General features: G+C 38.3%; 16 protein-coding genes. 10 read left to right on the forward strand and 6 right to left on the reverse strand.

Annotated features, from left to right (window positions below; genetic code table 11):
• The first annotated feature begins 87 nt into the window (after positions 1-87).
• Positions 88-1,230, forward strand: coding sequence for a sugar phosphate isomerase/epimerase family protein (locus B4G94_RS18945; protein ID WP_286860999.1), 1,143 nt, complete (start codon positions 88-90; stop codon positions 1,228-1,230).
• Between the two features lie 23 nt (positions 1,231-1,253).
• Here the strand turns inward: B4G94_RS18945 and B4G94_RS18950 are convergent, their stop codons facing one another.
• Complete coding sequence (locus tag B4G94_RS18950; RefSeq protein WP_286861002.1) at positions 1,254-1,895, reverse strand: response regulator; 642 nt, start codon at positions 1,893-1,895, stop codon at positions 1,254-1,256.
• Between the two features lie 283 nt (positions 1,896-2,178).
• On the opposite strand from B4G94_RS18950, the gene mscL reads away from it, so the two are divergent.
• The 5 genes from mscL (at position 2,179) to tsaB (ending at position 4,393) form a co-directional block, all read left to right on the forward strand.
• Positions 2,179-2,586, forward strand: a complete 408-nt coding sequence (mscL, locus tag B4G94_RS18955) for a large-conductance mechanosensitive channel protein MscL (protein WP_108636508.1) — start codon at positions 2,179-2,181, stop codon at positions 2,584-2,586.
• 239 nt (positions 2,587-2,825) lie between these two features.
• On the forward strand, positions 2,826-2,984 hold the full coding sequence (gene rpmH, locus B4G94_RS18960) for a 50S ribosomal protein L34 (protein WP_075991291.1): 159 nt from the start codon (positions 2,826-2,828) through the stop codon (positions 2,982-2,984).
• A gap of 60 nt (positions 2,985-3,044) precedes the next feature.
• Positions 3,045-3,461 (forward strand): ribonuclease P protein component, encoded by a 417-nt coding sequence (locus B4G94_RS18965; RefSeq protein WP_165308824.1) that lies wholly within the window; start codon positions 3,045-3,047, stop codon positions 3,459-3,461.
• Complete coding sequence (gene yidD / locus B4G94_RS18970) at positions 3,424-3,678, forward strand: membrane protein insertion efficiency factor YidD (RefSeq protein WP_108636510.1); 255 nt, start codon at positions 3,424-3,426, stop codon at positions 3,676-3,678. The genes B4G94_RS18965 and yidD overlap by 38 nt, the downstream gene beginning before the upstream one ends.
• 13 nt (positions 3,679-3,691) lie before the next feature.
• Positions 3,692-4,393, forward strand: coding sequence for a tRNA (adenosine(37)-N6)-threonylcarbamoyltransferase complex dimerization subunit type 1 TsaB (gene tsaB, locus B4G94_RS18975; RefSeq protein WP_286861006.1), 702 nt, complete (start codon positions 3,692-3,694; stop codon positions 4,391-4,393).
• On the opposite strand, the gene B4G94_RS18980 is transcribed toward tsaB, so the two are convergent.
• Together B4G94_RS18980 and B4G94_RS18985 are read right to left on the reverse strand one after the other, a co-directional pair.
• The gene (locus B4G94_RS18980) at positions 4,388-5,293 is read right to left on the reverse strand and encodes a CorA family divalent cation transporter (protein WP_108636511.1); all 906 of its coding nucleotides are present in this window, start codon (positions 5,291-5,293) and stop codon (positions 4,388-4,390) included. The two genes, tsaB and B4G94_RS18980, sit on opposite strands and share 6 nt — an antisense overlap.
• A gap of 163 nt (positions 5,294-5,456) precedes the next feature.
• Positions 5,457-6,074: an OmpH family outer membrane protein gene (locus B4G94_RS18985; protein WP_286861008.1), complete on the reverse strand. Its 618-nt coding sequence runs from the start codon at positions 6,072-6,074 to the stop codon at positions 5,457-5,459.
• 191 nt (positions 6,075-6,265) lie between these two features.
• Between B4G94_RS18985 and gyrB the strand changes: the two genes are divergently transcribed.
• The 4 genes from gyrB to B4G94_RS19005 all read left to right on the forward strand — a co-directional run bounded on the left by gyrB (position 6,266) and on the right by B4G94_RS19005 (position 14,400).
• Positions 6,266-8,224, forward strand: a complete 1,959-nt coding sequence (gene gyrB, locus B4G94_RS18990; RefSeq protein WP_108636513.1) for a DNA topoisomerase (ATP-hydrolyzing) subunit B — start codon at positions 6,266-6,268, stop codon at positions 8,222-8,224.
• Between the two features lie 154 nt (positions 8,225-8,378).
• Positions 8,379-10,415: a ComEA family DNA-binding protein gene (locus B4G94_RS18995; RefSeq protein WP_286861011.1), complete on the forward strand. Its 2,037-nt coding sequence runs from the start codon at positions 8,379-8,381 to the stop codon at positions 10,413-10,415.
• Positions 10,412-12,502: a ComEC/Rec2 family competence protein gene (locus B4G94_RS19000; protein ID WP_286861014.1), complete on the forward strand. Its 2,091-nt coding sequence runs from the start codon at positions 10,412-10,414 to the stop codon at positions 12,500-12,502. Before B4G94_RS18995 ends, B4G94_RS19000 begins: the two co-directional genes overlap by 4 nt.
• Positions 12,499-14,400 (forward strand): RecQ family ATP-dependent DNA helicase, encoded by a 1,902-nt coding sequence (locus tag B4G94_RS19005; RefSeq protein WP_108636516.1) that lies wholly within the window; start codon positions 12,499-12,501, stop codon positions 14,398-14,400. Before B4G94_RS19000 ends, B4G94_RS19005 begins: the two co-directional genes overlap by 4 nt.
• Here B4G94_RS19005 and B4G94_RS19010 read toward each other — a convergent pair whose 3' ends face one another.
• From B4G94_RS19010 to B4G94_RS19020, 3 genes are all read right to left on the reverse strand, one after another.
• Positions 14,401-15,240: a sulfurtransferase gene (locus B4G94_RS19010; RefSeq protein WP_286861016.1), complete on the reverse strand. Its 840-nt coding sequence runs from the start codon at positions 15,238-15,240 to the stop codon at positions 14,401-14,403.
• A 98-nt stretch (positions 15,241-15,338) separates the two neighbouring features.
• Entirely contained in the window at positions 15,339-17,270 is a 1,932-nt protein-coding gene (gene rpsA, locus B4G94_RS19015; RefSeq protein WP_286861019.1) for a 30S ribosomal protein S1, read from the reverse strand.
• Positions 17,271-17,521: 251 nt separating this feature from the next.
• On the reverse strand, positions 17,522-18,490 hold the full coding sequence (locus tag B4G94_RS19020; RefSeq protein ID WP_108636519.1) for a YihY/virulence factor BrkB family protein: 969 nt from the start codon (positions 18,488-18,490) through the stop codon (positions 17,522-17,524).

Here is an 18,490-nt window from a genome sequence, read left to right on the forward strand (position 1 = left end):
GAATTGAGATAAAATGCTAAAAAAGCCATCCGATCAGATGGCTTTTTTAGTATCTTTAAATTCCGATAGAATACAATTATATAAGCTATGACTACAAAATTAAATAACCCTGTATGGGTCATGAGTTCTGCCTTTGATAAATTGTCATTGCCAGAATTGATTCAGACAACAAAAAAAATTGGTGCCGGTGGAATTGACCTTTGTGTTTTTAGAAAGGACGGCACGCGTGAAGACCATACAGCTACGCATTTGGACTATGAAGGATTTACACCAGCTAAAGCTAAAGAGATACTTGAACTGTTTAATCAGGCGGATCTGAAACTCTCGCTCGGAGCCTTCGAAAATATGATTGGGGGAGATCCAGAACAACGGATCAAAAATCAGAACCATTTATTAAAACTGATTCGAATAGCGCATTTGCTGGGAGGTGATGAAAATAATGTTAAAGTCGGGACTTTCGTCGGTTATAATCATGAATTGGGAAACCAGCTGGATGGATTTCAAAAAAATCTGGAAGAATACAAACGTGTATTTGAGCCGATTGTTAATTATGCTGAAAGTCTTGGGGTAACAATACTCTATGAAAATTGTCCAATGGAGGGCTGGCGTTCTTCACGTTATAGCTCTACCTATAATAACCTACCCGCTGTTTTAGCTGCCCGTAAATTGATGTATGCGATGGTGCCTAGTAAGGCGCATGGCGAAATTTATGATCCTTCCCATGATGTTTGGCAAAACACAAACCCAATTGATGTTATTCGCAATACCGATATGAGTCGATTACAGCGTATACATGTGAAGACCACACGCAATCTACAGACGACCGCTCGCATAGATTGGGGTGGGATGTATCCCATGCAACATGTGGATGCTGAACTAGCAAAGAAAGCAAATGTAAGCATTCCTGGGCATGACTGGGATAGGCATCATTACGAAGCAATGCTTCCGGGTTTTGGTGGCTCAGATAGTATGGACTGGCGAGGCTTTGTGGACCTGTTACAGGAACGCGGTTTCAAAGGGCCTTTTGAGATTGAAAATGAGGCTAAAAATTCGAAAGATACGGGTGATTTCTCCGCAACGGTACAAGGCTTTACGACTTGTCTTAATTTCTTAGCTCCTATGTTATGGGATTTGGAAGCGGAAGTTGGATACTCTTATAAAAAATCAGACCCGTTAAAAGATCTAAATGTAAAAGATATTCCAGTTGTTACAATGAATGATCTAATCTAAAAAAAATACACTCCAACAATGTTTTAATTGTTGGAGTGTATTCTGAAAAGCTCAATGAGTTCGGGAATGTTAGAAACATTTAATTTTTCAAATATCCTGCTTTTATAGGTGCTTACAGTTGATGGACTTAGCTCAAGCAAGCCGGAAACTTCAATAATTCCTAAGCCCTTGATCAATTGTTTTGCAACATCCACCTCCCTGTTTGACAGACGTGCTAAAGGATTTAACTTGGTGAGTTCCGATTTGCTCTGCGTCAGTTTTTGGACATATAGATCCTGAACATTACTTGACATGTATTTGCCGCGCTCCTGGATAGCGAGTATAGCGTGACTCAATTCTGCCATTGCGGTAGTTTTATTAAGATAACCTACAGCTCCTGCTTCAATATAACGCAACGCATACAAGGACTCATCATAGGATGAGAAAATTAAAATTTTAATAGCAGGCTGGATTTGCAGGATTTCTTCCACAACTCGAATATTATTTCCTCCGGGCATATTGATGTCCAGCAATAATAGGTCGAATTCTTCCAGTTTTATCTTTTCTATCACCTCATCGAAATTTTCGGCTTGGAATATTTCCGCCTTTTTTAGCGTTTCCTTGATAATAACAGAAGCACCTAATCGTACAATGCCATGGTCGTCTGCAATAAGAATCTTCTTCATAGATACTTTATCTTATTCTGGGCTTTAATTACCGTATGAAATTTAAAGTACTATCAATATACAATATATCCTGATATTTTGCCCTAGTTAACGAGCAAATATAGTAAATTAAGTTAATAAAAAACTTCAGCGTACCGTTTTAAGCAGTAATTTTAAAAATAGGACTTAAGTTAGAAAATGCAGGACAATAAATGAACTAGTATAAAAAATTAGTATATTTTAATTAGATTTATGTGACAATTACTAGTTTTGGTAAAATTTTAAAAGATTAAATGGTTTAAATATGGGATTTTTAAAAGAATTTAAAGAGTTCGCAATGCGCGGTAGCGTTGTTGATTTGGCTGTCGGTGTTGTTATCGGTGGGGCATTTGGCAAAATTGTTACATCATTGGTTGACGATATTATCATGCCTCCCATAGGATATTTGACGGGCGGAGTCGACTTTTCCTCGAAGAAAATTATACTTAAAGCTGCTGATGAAGCTGCGAAACAAGCCGAAGTTTCCCTTAACTACGGGAATTTTATCAATGTAGTGATCCAGTTTTTGATTGTAGCATTTTGTATATTCTGTGTTATTAAAGGTTTAAATTCTTTGAAACGTAAAGAGGAAGCTGCTCCGGCTGCACCGGCGGCACCGACAAAAGAAGAAACATTATTGACCGAGATTAGAGATATTCTGAAAACGAAATAAGTCAAATTCTTATTTGATGTGAAATAAAACAGAGCAGGCTTATTGCTCTGTTTTTTATTTTGAGGAATTTCTAAAATGGTTTTTTTAGGCTGTCAATGAATTAATTAGCATAGGCTTCTGCCTTAAAGTCTAAATGTTCTCAATATTGTTTGTTTTTGTCTAAAATAAACTTTACTTTTGCATTCCTCTTGGGGAGTTTTGTATTAATTGAAGTAAGAACAAATTAGCATAATAGCGTCATGAAAAGAACATTTCAGCCATCGCAAAGAAAAAGAAGAAACAAACACGGTTTTAGAGAGCGCATGAGCTCTGCAAACGGTAGAAGAGTATTAGCTTCACGTAGAGCTAAAGGTAGAAAACGTCTTACAGTGTCTGACGAATACCGTCACAAAGGTTAATCTTTGACAAAGATCGGTGGCCGCTTATAAGAGCTTTTTCTGATAAGATTAAGTCATCGTATGAGAAATACATTTACAAAAGAAGAACGGTTATGTGCGAAGAAGCGTATTGATACGCTTTTTAAAAGCGGTTCTTCTTTTGTTTTGTACCCTTTTAGAATTGTTTTTGTTCTTGAAAAAAACAACGAGATTGATATTTTACCCCCCTGTCAGTCTATTATATCCGTTTCCAAACGTCGGTTCAAAAAAGCAGTTGATCGCAATACAATTAAACGTATGATGCGTGAAAGCTATCGTCTTCATAAATCCAATGATTTGATTCCTTTTTTGTTGAAACATAATGTAACTTTGTATTTAGCTATTCAATATGTGGGGAAACAGATCTTAGCATATGATGTGTTTCATACCGCGATGGATAAAATGCTAAAAAAATTACAGGATGAATGTGCCGATGCTTATTTGGAAAAAGGGAATTAAACCTTTCTTTAGTTTTATTTTCTTAGCTATTATTCGTTTCTATCAACTATTTATTTCGCCCTTCCTGGGCGCCAATTGCAGATATACACCAACTTGTTCGCAATATGGTAAGGAAGCTATTTTAAAATATGGACCATTTAAGGGCGGCTGGATGGCTTTGAAGCGAATAGCGCGTTGTAATCCATGGGGTGGCCATGGCCATGACCCCGTACCTTGATTTCAATAAAACAATGAATAATTTAATTTTACAAATTGATACCTCGACCACTGTATGCTCGGTTGCTCTCAGTGAGAATGGACAGACTATAGCTGTGATTGATCTGGACGAACCGAACGCGCATGCTGCGAAATTGACTGTTATGATTGAACAGATTTTGCATAAAACAGAACGTTCTATGCAAGAACTTAAAGCAATAGCGGTTAGCATGGGCCCCGGATCCTATACAGGACTTCGTATTGGGGTGTCTACAGCAAAAGGTCTTTGTTATGGCTTGGATATACCGCTGATTGCAATCAATACATTAGAAGCATTATTTTTAGGCTACAAGGAACAGTTTGGACTGCAGGAGGGGGAAGCCTTTATTCCCATGTTGGACGCACGTCGAATGGAGGTGTATTCCGCAGTTTATAGCCATCAGTGTAAACCGGTGAAACCTACTTCAGCAGAAATTATAGATGCCAACTATTACGACGAACTGTTGAGTTCTTATAGACGCGTTCATCTCTTTGGCTCAGGGGCTGATAAATTTGATGAATTGTTTGCAACAAATGATCGTGTGCATGTACAACTGGAATTTAAAGGTTCTGCTGCATTTTTGTCTAAATTGGCATTTGATAAGTTTCAAAATGAAGAGTTTGAGGACGTTGCCTATTTTGAGCCTTTCTATCTGAAAGACTTTGTGGTTATGACGAAGAAAAAGGTTGGCTCATAACCAACCTTTTCTTTTGAACCAAAGATAGATGGCTAGTGAAATTGCAATCATGATCGCAATCGCTATAGGATAGCCATAATACCACTCAAGCTCAGGCATATTTTTAAAATTCATCCCATATACTCCAGCCACAAACGTAATTGGCATAAAGAAAACAGAGAAAATAGTCAAAATACGCATGATTTCGTTGGTATGGTTCGAGGATATGTTAAAGAATACGTTTAGTAATTGTGCTACGTTTTCAGATAAGTTTTCATATAGCGTAGATGTACGTATTTGAAGGTCTTTTAAATCCCGCGTGTAAACATCTTTCTTCGAAGAAGAATGGAAATGTTCAATAACCTCTTTATAAAGAAAAATAACCTTTCTGGCGACATCTATCTGTCGCTTGATAAAATATAGGTTTTTCAGAACAGGCTGCTGTTTCATACGTTTCAGAAAGATCAGTTCTTCGTAAGAATCAATGCGTGTGGATAATTGTTCCAATGTCTTGCTAAAAGTGAACACCGCAGCTGTCGTAATAAATACAGAAAGTTTTCGGCTATTTTTTGTCTTTACGCTAGTAAATTCAATGTTTTTGAGTTTCTCCAGAAATTCGATGCGGCGCTTATGGACGGTGATCACAAAATCACTTCCATAAAAAATGGTTAGACGATCCGTTACTTCTCCTATACTATCCGAATTCTCTTTAAAATTGTCGGACATGACCCGGAGAATAATAAAGGTGTAATTTTCAAATTCCTCTATTTTAGGAAGATGTTCCGGTTCTTTAGAATCTTTAATGGAGGCTTCATTTAGATTATATCTTTCCTTGATGAATGTAAAGTCTTCCGAGGTAGGTTCAAAGATATCAATCCATTCGTAGTTTGCGATTTCCTTTTCAACAATCGTTTTGATCATAAATCTAATTTTACAATACAAGATACTAAACAATTTTGTTAGCTGCCAATAGCTATAGCAAGGTAAATATCATTCTTATTGTTTAGTAATTGGCTCAGGAAGGCCTATAACTAAAAAAGCCATCAAATGCTATGATGGCTTTCCTTAAATTATTATGGTCTTCTTATTTGTTAGAGGACTTATATTCTTCGTTTAACTGTTTGATAACTTCGTTGGTAATTTCCAATGAAGGATCAGCATACAATACAGTAGGATTCGATTTTGAATAGGTCAACACCAGTTTATAGCCGTTATCTGAAGCATGTTTTTTCAAAAACTCAGTGATTTTATTGTACACATTGTTGAACTCCTCTGATTCATCTTTAGCTAGAGATGAAGAGGCAGTTTGATCTAAACGTGCTAGTTCATCTTGTTTGCGGGCCAATTTCTGTTCGGTAGCTTGTCTGTCTGCTGCGGACATTGTAGCTGCATTCTTTTGGTAGTCAGCAACCTCACGTTGAAATGCTGCACTTTTAGCTTGAAGATCAGCCTGTGCTTTTTTTACTTTGTTTTCAAGTTTTGACTTAATGTCTTTAAAGTATTGATATTTTTCAGAAAGCGAATCTGAATTCAGATAGACAATTTTATCCTTGTTATTACCTTGACTCTCTTTGCTTATGGCGTTTGAATCATTTTTTGAAGGCTCGCTTTGCGTTTTAGCACCCTGGTTACATGATACGATTGTTCCAGCCAATAAAAGACCAAAGGAAACTTTCGATACAATTGAAAATATAGTGTTCATTTTTTTATTATTTGCAAATTAATACTGAAACAAACCTAACATAAAAAAATCGAAATTTTAATTTTTAATCCTAAAAAAGTAAAATTATCGACCATTTGAATGTTTTAGATTATCGGCTTAATACTTCACCGCAGACTTGATAAATCGGCCAAAATTTCGTATTTTTGAATATTACATTTAACAGTTTTTCAATGAGCGAAGAAAAGAAAAATGCATCCACCTACTCGGCCGATAATATTCAGGTATTAGAGGGTTTAGAGGCGGTTCGTAAGCGTCCATCCATGTATATTGGTGATACCGGTGTAAAAGGATTACACCACTTGGTATACGAGGTTGTAGACAATTCAATCGACGAAGCTGTAGCAGGGTACTGTACAGATATCTTTGTTACCATCCATAAAGACAATTCAATTTCTGTTCGGGATAACGGTCGTGGTATCCCTACTGGAATCAACAAAAAAGAGAATAAATCAGCGTTGGAGCTCGTGATGACGGTATTACATGCTGGAGGTAAGTTTGACAAAGATACCTACAAGGTCTCTGGTGGTCTACATGGTGTAGGGGTATCTTGTGTGAACGCATTGTCAACACTTTTGAAAGCTGAGGTACACCGCGATGGAAAAATATACCAACAGGAGTATCAAATCGGTAAGCCTTTATACGATGTTAAGGAAGTTGGGGTTTCGGATAAGACGGGTACAATTGTAACATTCCATCCGGATGCAACAATATTTACACAAACCACGGTATATAATTACGATACCTTGGCCAATCGCCTTCGCGAGCTTGCATTCCTAAACAAAGGCGTTAGCTTAACGTTAGAGGATGAGCGTGAAACGAATGAAGACGGTTCAGAAAAGAAAGAAACTTTTCATTCTGAAGGCGGCCTGAAGGAATTTGTTAAATTCTTGGATGGTACACGTCAGGCATTGATTCCTGAACCTATCTATGTCGAAGGAATTAAACAAGGTATTCCTGTAGAGCTGGCATTACAATATAACGATACCTATTCTGAGAACGTGCATTCTTATGTGAATAATATCAATACGATCGAAGGAGGTTCACACGTAGCAGGTTTTCGTAGAGGTTTGACACGTACCTTAAAAGCGTATGCGGATAAGTCAGGTTTACTTAAAAACTTGAAAGTCGAAATTACAGGTGATGATTTCCGTGAAGGTTTGACAGCTGTAATTTCTGTTAAAGTTGCCGAACCTCAATTTGAAGGACAGACGAAAACTAAATTAGGGAACTCCGAGGTAATGGGGGCCGTAGATGTGGCTGTTGGCGAAATTCTAGGTGTTTATTTGGAGGAAAATCCACGTGAAGCCAAAGCCATTGTTCAAAAAGTCGTCATTGCAGCTCAAGCGCGTGCAGCAGCACGTAAAGCACGTGACTTAGTACAACGCAAAACGGTTATGGGCGGCTCTGGACTTCCCGGAAAATTAGCGGATTGTCAAGATAATGACCCAACGAAATGTGAAATTTACTTTGTCGAGGGCGATTCCGCGGGTGGTACAGCCAAATCTGGACGCGATCGTAAACATCAGGCCATTATGCCGCTACGGGGTAAAATCCTGAATGTGGAAAAAGCAATGGAACATAAGATCTATGAGAACGAAGAGATCAAAAATATGTTTACCGCTTTGGGAGTAAGTGTGGGCACAGCTGAAGATGCAAAAGCGTTGAATCTGGAGAAATTGCGTTACCACCGTATCATTATCATGACCGATGCCGATGTGGATGGTTCCCACATTACAACTTTGATTCTGACATTCTATTTTAGATATATGAAAGAATTGATCGAAAGAGGATATGTATACATTGCGACTCCGCCTTTGTATCTTGTGAAGAAAGGTAAAGAACATGAATATGCCTGGAATGAAGACCAACGTATCAACGCCATACAACGCTTGAAAGGAACAGGTAAAGAGGATAGTGTACATGTACAGCGCTATAAAGGTCTTGGTGAGATGAATGCAGAGCAACTTTGGGATACGACAATGAATCCTGATACACGTACTTTACGTCAAGTAACAATTGAAAATGCAGCTGAATGTGACCGTATTTTCTCGATGTTAATGGGTGATGAAGTAGCGCCTCGCCGTGAGTTTATCGAAAAAAATGCACGTTACGCAAAAATTGATATCTAATACCAATTTTATAAAAAAATAAGAGGTCTGATGAAATTTTCATCAGGCCTTTTTTTATTTCAATTTATTTTATAACTTCATACTGATGAATCATTTATCTGCCGGGGTAAATGTTTATCAGCCAACAGATAGCCAATATTAAATAAAACCTATTATGAAATATTGTAGCAAGATTTTGCTCTTTATAGGTTATTTTATTGGAATAACCTGTATGGCGCAAACAAATGAAAAAATCAACCTTGAAGAGTTATTTGAAAGCTTATCGGAAGAATTACCCGAAGATGCCGATTTAAGCGAATTAAGTGAAAAATGGTCCTACTATCTAAAACATCCGATTGACCTCAATAAGACTGACGGGACAGAATTAATCGAATTACAATTTATAGATCCGCTGCTATTGCAGCGTCTGATCAATCATCGTCAGGTTTCCGGTGATTTTATTAACGTCCTGGAACTCCAGTCTATTGATGGTTTCGATGCAAAGATCCTCAACTTACTGTTGCCTTTTATTAAAGTCGGTGAAACCAGTCCATTTACGGGAAGTAAATTCAAAGATTTTTCTCATGAATTTATGCTGCGTTATGGACGGATCCTGGAAAAGCCAAAAGGGTACCAAATTACAGATACAACGAAATCCCGATATCTTGGCGATCGCAACCGATATACTATCCGATACCGGGCGAATCTAAAAGATAAAATTCGTTTGGCAATTAATATGGAGAAAGATGCCGGCGAACCAATTTTTTACGGTGAACAAAAACTGGGATTTGATTTCTATGGATTAAGTCTATATATTAAAGCCATCGGTCCGGTCCGAAATCTTGTCATCGGAGATTACGCATTGCAATTCGGTCAGGGACTTGGCATGTGGAATGGCTTGAGCTTTGGTAAAGGCGGACTGGTGCAGAATACTGCACGGCAGGGTATGGGGGTAAAACAATATACCTCGTTGAATGAGGTTGATTTTATGCGGGGAATAACAGGAACATTCCGTTTAGATCGCTTTGAGATCACCCCGTATTTTTCCTATCGGGCCATTGACGGCAATGTTGAAGACAATATTGAATCCCGGGTAATTAAGACGATCGCGAAAACAGGACTACATCGAACCCCAACGGAACAGCGTTATCGAAATGCAGCTCATCAAATGACCTACGGACTGAATGTTTTATGGCGGCACAATCGTTTTAAGGCTGGAATAAATTTTAATCAATCTCAATTGGATGTTGTCAAAGTCAAGGGCACGAGCAAAAGACAGCAATATGATTTCGAAGGAGATGTGCTGCGGAATATCAGCCTTTACACAAATTATACCTTTCGTAATGTGCATCTGTTTGGAGAATATGCCAGTAGTGTAGATGGAGGATCCGCCCTGTTAATGGGAGCAATCGCTAGTTTGCACCCACGTTTATCCACCGTAGTCCTTGTTCGGGACTATAAGAAAAACTACCATACTTTTTACGGACAGGGGTTTGGAGAATCGAGTAACACGGCCAATGAAGAGGGAATCTATCTAGGGCTTGTATACCAATTGGGAAGAAAATTAGTTTGGTCCAATTATATCGATGTGTTCCGATTTCCCGAAGCTAAATATCAGGCTGACAGTAGTTCTCTGGGAGCAGACTTCTTTAGCCAGTTTAGTTATATCTGGTACAAGAAAGGGCAGCTTAGTTTGAGGTATCGAAATCGGTTAAAGCAAACTAACTATATGGGGATGGGGCAGACGGAATCAGGATTGGTAAATAGCTCAAAACAACAGCTGAGACTAGAATTTCAATATAAGCTAAACCGTATCTGGACAATTCGGTACCGGGCAGAAGGTAATTTGTTTCAGAAGGAATATGAAGATAATAGCTTAGGTTATATGTTTTATCAGGATATCTTCTGGAAACCTGATATGGGAAAGATACAATTGAATTCGCGCTTAGCTTATTTTCAAACAGACACGTATGATAATCGGATTTATGCTTATGAGAATGATGTCTTTTATGCTTCGGGATTTGGCATGTATAATATGAGAGGCTGGCGTACATATCTTAATTTACGATATCGAATAAACCGTCATCTCGATATATGGACAAAGTATGGGATCTATTATTATCCTGACAATGAGACAATAGGAACGGGGCTGGATGAGATCATCGGAAATCGAAAGTCCGAAATCAAGGTACAATTAAGATGGCAATTATGACTGAATTGAGTTTTTACCAAAAGCTGGAACGAATTGCTTTACTAAAGATTGCTACTATTTACGTTATCGGTTTATTTGCCGCCCCAATGCTGAAGTTCTCGTTCTCCAGCTTTCAATACCTGCAAGATAGCTTGATTTTATTATCGGGTATCATCCTGTTTTGCTTTCTATTTAAGGGTGGGTTTTTTAAATACTGCTATCTTATAGGATATTATATACTCGTCCTGTTATTTGGCATCTGGCAATTTTGGCGTAGTGACCCGCTTTATATGGAAAACCATTTTTCGCATTTTCAGCTGGACAGTTATGTCGTCGAAATTGTACAGGAACCCAGCACTAAATCAGAAACCACGAGATTCTCGGTTGAAGTATTAGGTGGTTATATACAGGATAGTTTCATGGCCACAACGGGTAAGCTGATGATTTCATTGAAGGCTACAACGAAAAGGCCATTGCGGTATGCCGATCGGTTGTGGTTGAAAGGGACCATGTCGGCGGTGCCTCCTCCTTTCAATCCGTTTGAATTTGACTACAGGGAATATTTAAAAGGATCAGCTATCTATCATCAAATTTTTTTGCATCCAAGTAATTATATACGGATTGAAAGAGAAGACTCACATTTTCCGGACGTCATGGTTCTGGCTTTGCGGACACGCGAAAGCTTTCTGAAAAAATTAAGGCGCTATTGTAAGAATGAGGAATATTATGCTATTGCAGCAGCTTTACTGTATGGTTTTCGAGGCGAAATAGACGAAGCAAACATAAAGGCATTTACAAACACGGGAACCATACATGTACTTAGTGTTTCTGGAATGCATGTAGCGGTACTTTTCGGGTTTCTATCACTCGTGTTTAGGTATATCCCTTGGCCACTAAGATTGAATTGGGTACCTGTTGTTATTACTTTTTCTATTATTTGGATCTATGCTTTTATTGCTGGTTTAGATCCACCTATCGTCCGGGCTGCCATTATGATAAGTTTTGTCCTATGTGCACGGCATTTTAAACGAAATAGTTCTACCTTAAATGCCTTAGTTGCTGCGGCATCTATTATTCTGCTCTGTGATCCCCGTGCGATTACAAATGTAGGATTTCAACTTTCCTTTCTTGCCGTATTGGGCATGCTGTTATTTTTGCCGATCTTTGAGAAGATCGTTATTGTAAAAAATCCTTTCATACGTTTTTTGAGAGATACAGTTGGTATTTCAATCGCTGCGCAGGTGTTAACGACGCCATTGACACTTTATTATTTTGGACAGTTTCCGACTTATTTCTTATTGGCTAATCTACTCGTTGGCCTTCCTTCAACCGTCACGATGTATCTGGGCTTTTTGATGACGATCAACCCCATTGATTGGTTGAATGAGTTGTTTGGTTATCTTTTGGAGAATTTCATCGCATGTATACTCTATAGCCTGAAGGCCATCGACCGTTTGACATTTTCAACAATTCAAATTGATATCATTGACGGTAATCTTCTTTTTCTTTCGTATGCTGCTGTTTTTTCTTTGTTATATGCCTATCAATGGAAAGACAGAAAGTATTGCTACCTTGGGTTTCTTTGTGTCGCAGGGATCGTATTTATAACGATCATCCAACAGATAATAGATGAAAATACAGAGCGATTCCGGATATATAATACAAGAAATGAGCTGACAATAGCCTATTTTAAAAATCAACAGGCTATTATTTATAGCACTTTTGATTCGCTAAATCACAAAGCGCTGCAATATGCCTGTGGTCGGGAAATCCGTGTATGGGCATCCGAAGGAAACGTTCGATTTATTCCATTAAAAAGTAAAAGTGTAAGGAATAATTATCTGGTCGAACTTCCATTCGGAAAAATCGTTGTGATGGAATATTTCAGCAACGAATTACCCGCTGCGGAATTATTGGTTGTCAGAAAGAATGCTATTCAAAAGTTACCAGCTGCAGTAAACAAAATTTTACCTAGAGAGGTGATTTTGGATGGATCCAATTCCTTGAAAAAATCGTTACAGGCACGAACTATATTAGATAGTTTGCGGATGAAGAGTTATCTCATAAAAGATAATTTTGCGTATGTTTGGGATAAGGAGAGCTTATGACTTTAGATAGCATATCAATCTTAAGGCAATATTGGGGCTTTGAATCATTTCGGCCATTGCAGGAAGAAATTATTCAATCGGTTATTTCGGGTAAAGATACACTCGCTTTACTGCCAACAGGAGGGGGAAAATCCATTTGTTTTCAGGTGCCAGCTTTGATGATGGAGGGAATCTGCATTGTCGTGACACCGCTGATTGCCCTTATGAAAGATCAGGTAGCACATTTGCGGAAAAATGGTATTCAAGCCGTTGCCATTTATTCGGGGATGAAAAAGAGAGAGGTGGATATTACCCTGGACAATTGTGTTTATGGGAAAATAAAGTTTCTTTACCTTTCGCCCGAACGTTTGTACAGTGATCTTGTCCGGGAGCGGATCCGATTTATGAACGTTAATCTATTTGCTATAGACGAAGCGCATTGTATTTCGCAATGGGGCTATGATTTTAGACCGCCATACCTGGAGCTGGCAAAACTAAAAGAGCTTCATCCAAAAATCCCGTTTTTGGCACTGACTGCAACCGCGACCGAACGAGTGATCACTGACATCCAGCAAAAGTTAAATTTTCCGAAAGAAAATGTCTTTGTCAAAAGCTTTCTTCGAGATAATTTGGCCTATATGGCTATCGAAGAAGAGGACAAAATGGGACGGATGGTGCGTATTATTCATAAATTGGGGGGATCGGGTATCGTATACGTCCGGAATCGACGGGAAACGCAGGAAATAGCACGTATTCTGATCAATAATGGAATAGCATCAGATTACTATCATGCAGGGCTCTCAGGACAGGAACGCGATCAAAAGCAAGACGCATGGATGACTAATGCTATTCGTGTTATCGTTGCCACAAATGCGTTTGGAATGGGCATTGATAAGCCAGATGTTCGTTTTGTTATTCACCTGGATCTGCCGGATTCGTTGGAAGCTTATTATCAGGAAGCCGGTAGGGCGGGTCGGGATGGGAAAAAAGCATATCCTGTTATTCTGTATCAGGAGAATGATAAAAAAAAGCTTGTTGACACCTTGCAGGCTAGTTTTCCCGATATACCTTTCATCCAGCAAACTTATCACTATCTATGTAATCATTTTCAGGTGCCTTATGGAGCAGGTGAGGGGCTTACGCTGGATTTTGATGTGGTCACATTTGCAAAGAAATACCAATTGCCACTGATACCTGTCATGAATGCCATGAAATTTCTGGAACGTGATGGATGGCTAACATTGTCAGAAGCAGTGACGATACCTTCCCGCTTCAAATTTGAAATTGACAGTACGGAATTGTATAAAATCCAGGTACAATATGCGAAATATGATAAATTAATTAAAGCGATTTTACGAACCTATGGCGGTGTCTTCGAAAATTATATCTTGATTAATGAATACGAGTTCGCTAATAAGCTTGGTATTCCGTACGGTCGTGTCGTCGAGCTTTTAAAATCACTTGAAGCATTGGAGATTGCGAGTTATCTGCCTTCTACCGATTCACCACAGCTGACATTTTTACAAAATCGTGTTGATTATAAGCATCTGTATATCGACCATATATTTATTCGTGACCGTCACCGGGTAAAAGAGGGGGAGGTTAATGGAATGATAGATTATATTGAAAAAGCGCATTGTCGTAGTCAGTCACTACTACTTTATTTTGGAGAGAAGAATGCCGGCTTTTGTCAGGTATGTGATTTATGTTTAATACGTTTACACAAGGAAAATCAGCGAGCGCAAATCAAGGAAGAGATCAAGAGCAGCTTGTTGGCAGCACCAAAGAGACTGCATGATCTGGTTGAAAGTTTAACTCTCGGAACCGAAAAAAGAAGAATAGAGATTATCCGTGATCTGCTTGACGCCGAAGTAATTCGTCTGGAGGAAAATCTCTATTCCTGGAATACCTTATTTTGATTATTTTTCAATCGGAAGGTTGAGTTCTTCTCTGCCCCATTCAGACCATGAGCCATCGTATACCCGGATATTGGTATGACCTGAAATATAGGATGCAAAGGCAAGTATAGAAGCGGTTACACCCGAGCCGCAGGAGAATATATATTCATTACCTGTCGTTTTAAATTGATCAAATTGCTGCTTGAGTTCGTCAGTTGGTTTATAATAGATATCTTCGAGCAATTCTTCAAAAGGTAAGTTTTTGGAATGGGGGATATGACCACCATTAAGTCCTTTTCTTGGTTCTGGTACTAAACCGCTAAATCTTCCTTTACTTCTGGCATCAAAAATAGCGACATTGGCAGCTCTATAATGCGCTAAAATATAATCCTTGTCGGCATATAGATTTTTCTGAAAATGAGCTTTAAAATTTCCGCCTTTGTCCTGTTGTTTATAACTGTCCGCGAGTTTATATTTGTTTTTTTTCCATGCAGGAACTCCACCATTTAAAATGTACACCTGATCAAATCCCATTACCTTAAACATCCACCACGCACGTGGACTTGAATAGATTCCCCATCTGTCATATAATACGACTGTACTATTTTGATCAATGCCCAGAGCTTGAACTTCTTTTTCAAAGACCTGTTCAGAGACTAAGGTATGTGGCAATTTCGACGCGTGGTCGGAAAACTTTCCCTCGATATCAAAAAACAAAGAATTTGGAAGCAGTTCTAGCTTTGCATCTTTCGATGATTGACCGACTTTATCTATGGTACAGTCTAGTAGGATTACATTTCCATTTTGGATCAATACATCCTGAAGTTCGGATGCACTGATTAAGGCTGATTTGAATAACATAACAATGATCTTATGGATACAAAATTACAAAGCAAACCTATAAAAACAAAGAGGCTGTTCTTTTGGAACAGCCTCTTTTTATGGATCGAAAATACTAATTACTTAGCGTTTTTATCATTTTCCATTTGCTCTTTCAATTGAGCTAACACGTCTAAGTCGCCTAAAGTAGATTTTTCAACAGAATCTTTTACTTTTTTAACAGCTGAAGACTCAGCTTTAGCGTCTTTTTTACGGTTGTTAGACTCTTCTTTGCGAGCCTCTTCTTTCTCTTCTTCCCAGATACGAGAGTGAGAAATTACCAAACGTTTGTTCTCTTTGTTGAACTCGATGATTTTGAATGAAGTAACTTCATCAACTTTCAATGAAGAACCGTCTTCTTTAACAGAGTGTTTAGAAGGGCAGAAACCTTCAACACCATATTGTAAAGCTACGATATCACCTTTGTCACCAACTTTGATCACAGTACCTTCGTGGATAGAACCTTCAGTGAAGATGGTCTCGAAAGTATCCCAAGGATTTTCTTCCAATTGTTTGTGACCTAAAGATAACTTGCGGTTTTCTTCATCTAATTCTAAAACAACTACATCTAATGTTTCACCAACTTTAGTGAATTCGTTAGGGTGGTTGATTTTTTTAGACCAAGATAAATCAGAGATGTGGATCAAACCGTCGATACCTTCTTCTAACTCAACAAATACACCGAAGTTAGTCATGTTTTTAACAACAGCTGTTTGTTTAGAACCTACAGGGTAACGCTCAGTAATGTTTTTCCAAGGATCTGGAGTCAATTGTTTGATACCCAAGCTCATTTTGCGCTCATCGCGATCTAATGTTAAGATTTGTGCTTCGATCTCGTCACCAACTTTTAAGAACTCTTGTGGAGAACGTAGGTTTTGAGACCAAGACATTTCAGAAACGTGGATCAAACCTTCAACACCCGGGATGATTTCTAAGAAAGCACCGTAATCAGCAACTGTTACGATTTTACCTTTAACTTTAGAACCAACTTCTAATGCTGTATCTAAAGATTCCCAAGGGTGCTCAGATAATTGTTTCAAGCCTAAAGCGATACGTTTTTTCTCATCATCAAAGTCTAATACAACAACGTTGATTGTTTGATCTAGCGATAAAACTTCTTTTGGATGCTCGATACGACCCCAAGAGATATCTGTGATATGCAATAAACCGTCAACACCACCTAAGTCGATGAACACACCGAAGTCAGTGATATTTTTAACTGTTCCTTCTAATACTTGACCTTTTTCTAATTTAGCAACGATTTCAGATTTTTGGTTTTCTAAGTCGTTTTCAATTAATACTTTGTGTGATACGACAACGTTTTTGAATTCGTGGTTGATTTTCACAACTTTGAATTCCATTGTTTTACCTACGTATACATCGTAGTCACGGATAGGTTTGATATCGATTTGAGATCCAGGTAAGAATGCTTCAACACCTTTGATATCAACGATAAGACCACCTTTAGTACGGCTCTTAACGAAACCAGTAATGATTGCATCATTTTCCAATGCCTCATTGATAGCTTCCCAAGATTTTTGAGTTTTAGCACGTTTACGAGAAAGTACTAATTGACCGTTAGCATCTTCTTGAGATTCAACGAATACGTCAACTTTGTCACCAATTTTTAATTCTGGTAAGTCACGGAATTCGGATAAAGAAACTAAACCGTCAGATTTGAAACCAACATTTAAGACAACGTCTTTGTTGTTGATAGAAACGACAGTACCTTCAATAATTTCACCTTGGTTAACTTGGTTGAAAGTATCTGCGTATTGTGCTTCAAGTTTAGCGCGTTCAGCTTCGCTATAATTTCCGAAACCTTTGTCATTTGCATCCCAGTCAAATTCACCTTCTGGTGTGATCCAAGTGTTTGATTTGATTTCGTCGATTAAGTTTGAATCAGCTTCTGATTCAATTTTTTCAGTGTCTTTCACTACTTTAGTGTCAGCACCTTGTAGCTCTGCGTTTTTCGCTGCTAATTCTTTTTCTGCTTCTTGTTTTTTTGCCATTAATTAATTTTCTCCTTTTTCCTACGTTGTAGGAGTTGCAAAGGTACAAAAAAACTTTTAATGCAAAATTTTATTTTTCTTATTTTATTGAAAGACTTTTAGTTATACCCAAGTCAGGAAGGTTATGGGTAATTTGGTATTAGGAGCTTCATGTGAATACCTTTCATTCATCAGAATAGGAGGACTTTATGTCTCAATGGCAATATAACTTCTTCTTTATAAGGATGCTGTCTTTTTAGATTTTTTGAAGATTATTCACTGTCTTTCTTAAAGGAATTGAAGATCCGGGGTTTGGCGATCACAATGGTTTGCTTAGACAATGCAATGGCCGCATTTAGTTCATAGCCCAACAATAAGATCAGCGTATTCAGGTAAATCCATAGCATGATCACAATCAGGGTGCCTATAGAACCGTATAATTTGTTGTAGGCACCAAAATGATTAATGTAGAATGTAAAAATCGAAAAAGTTAAAATGGCCAATATGGTAGCCATGGAAGCACCTGGACTAAATAACTTCCATCTGTTTGAGGTAGAGGGACCAAACTTATAGATACAGCTTACAGTGAAAAAATAGATAGCAAAAATAATGATCCATCGCGCCAGCTTTAATAGTGTCGCCCACATACTGGATTTAATACCTGTTGTTTCCTTTAGATAGTCGATTGTCACCCCGGCAATCGTGAATATGGTCATGCCTACAGTAAGGGCAAAGATGATTAGAAATGCCAGTGTAAGCGCAATGAGCCTTTTCCTCAACCAAGGTCTTTTCTCCGTCATTAAAGATGCTTTATTGAAGGCATTCATTAAGGAGGCCATGCCATTTGTCGCAAAATAAGCGGCGAATAGAAAACCGAAAGATAAGAGCCCCCCATTTTGGTTCTTGATAATATCTTCTAGGGTGGTTTCGACTACGAGGAATGCGTTTTTGGGAATAACAACCGCTAGGAAGTCCAGTAATTGTTCCTGAAAATTGTTGATCGGAATATAAGGAATTAGCGTAAATAGAAAGATGATACCGGGAAATATGGCCAACAGGAAGCTATATGACAATGATGAAGCCTTGCTTACGATTGAATCTCTGGAGAGTTCCTGAAAGAAAAATACCGCCACTGTATAAAGTGGAAGTGAACCGAACCCGGGCAAAACTACCCGTTTACTCCATTCGATTAATCTAAAATAAGGTTCAAAATTTAATAACCATTGGTGGAATTTCCCCAT

Source organism: Sphingobacterium sp. UBA7625, assembly GCF_002484085.1.
Classification (GTDB): domain Bacteria; phylum Bacteroidota; class Bacteroidia; order Sphingobacteriales; family Sphingobacteriaceae; genus Sphingobacterium; species Sphingobacterium athyrii.

Excerpts from the sequence above, each read along its gene's own strand:
- B4G94_RS18945 (WP_286860999.1), top strand. The coding sequence starts at position 88 with ATGACTACAAAATTAAATAACCCTGTATGGGTCATGAGTTCTGCCTTT.
- B4G94_RS18950 (WP_286861002.1), bottom strand. The coding sequence starts at position 1,895 with ATGAAGAAGATTCTTATTGCAGACGACCATGGCATTGTACGATTAGGT.
- mscL (WP_108636508.1), top strand. The coding sequence starts at position 2,179 with ATGGGATTTTTAAAAGAATTTAAAGAGTTCGCAATGCGCGGTAGCGTT.
- rpmH (WP_075991291.1), top strand. The coding sequence starts at position 2,826 with ATGAAAAGAACATTTCAGCCATCGCAAAGAAAAAGAAGAAACAAACAC.
- B4G94_RS18965 (WP_165308824.1), top strand. The coding sequence starts at position 3,045 with ATGAGAAATACATTTACAAAAGAAGAACGGTTATGTGCGAAGAAGCGT.
- yidD (WP_108636510.1), top strand. The coding sequence starts at position 3,424 with ATGAATGTGCCGATGCTTATTTGGAAAAAGGGAATTAAACCTTTCTTT.
- tsaB (WP_286861006.1), top strand. The coding sequence starts at position 3,692 with ATGAATAATTTAATTTTACAAATTGATACCTCGACCACTGTATGCTCG.
- B4G94_RS18980 (WP_108636511.1), bottom strand. The coding sequence starts at position 5,293 with ATGATCAAAACGATTGTTGAAAAGGAAATCGCAAACTACGAATGGATT.
- B4G94_RS18985 (WP_286861008.1), bottom strand. The coding sequence starts at position 6,074 with ATGAACACTATATTTTCAATTGTATCGAAAGTTTCCTTTGGTCTTTTA.
- gyrB (WP_108636513.1), top strand. The coding sequence starts at position 6,266 with ATGAGCGAAGAAAAGAAAAATGCATCCACCTACTCGGCCGATAATATT.
- B4G94_RS18995 (WP_286861011.1), top strand. The coding sequence starts at position 8,379 with ATGAAATATTGTAGCAAGATTTTGCTCTTTATAGGTTATTTTATTGGA.
- B4G94_RS19000 (WP_286861014.1), top strand. The coding sequence starts at position 10,412 with ATGACTGAATTGAGTTTTTACCAAAAGCTGGAACGAATTGCTTTACTA.
- B4G94_RS19005 (WP_108636516.1), top strand. The coding sequence starts at position 12,499 with ATGACTTTAGATAGCATATCAATCTTAAGGCAATATTGGGGCTTTGAA.
- B4G94_RS19010 (WP_286861016.1), bottom strand. The coding sequence starts at position 15,240 with ATGTTATTCAAATCAGCCTTAATCAGTGCATCCGAACTTCAGGATGTA.
- rpsA (WP_286861019.1), bottom strand. The coding sequence starts at position 17,270 with ATGGCAAAAAAACAAGAAGCAGAAAAAGAATTAGCAGCGAAAAACGCA.
- B4G94_RS19020 (WP_108636519.1), bottom strand. The coding sequence starts at position 18,490 with ATGGGGAAATTCCACCAATGGTTATTAAATTTTGAACCTTATTTTAGA.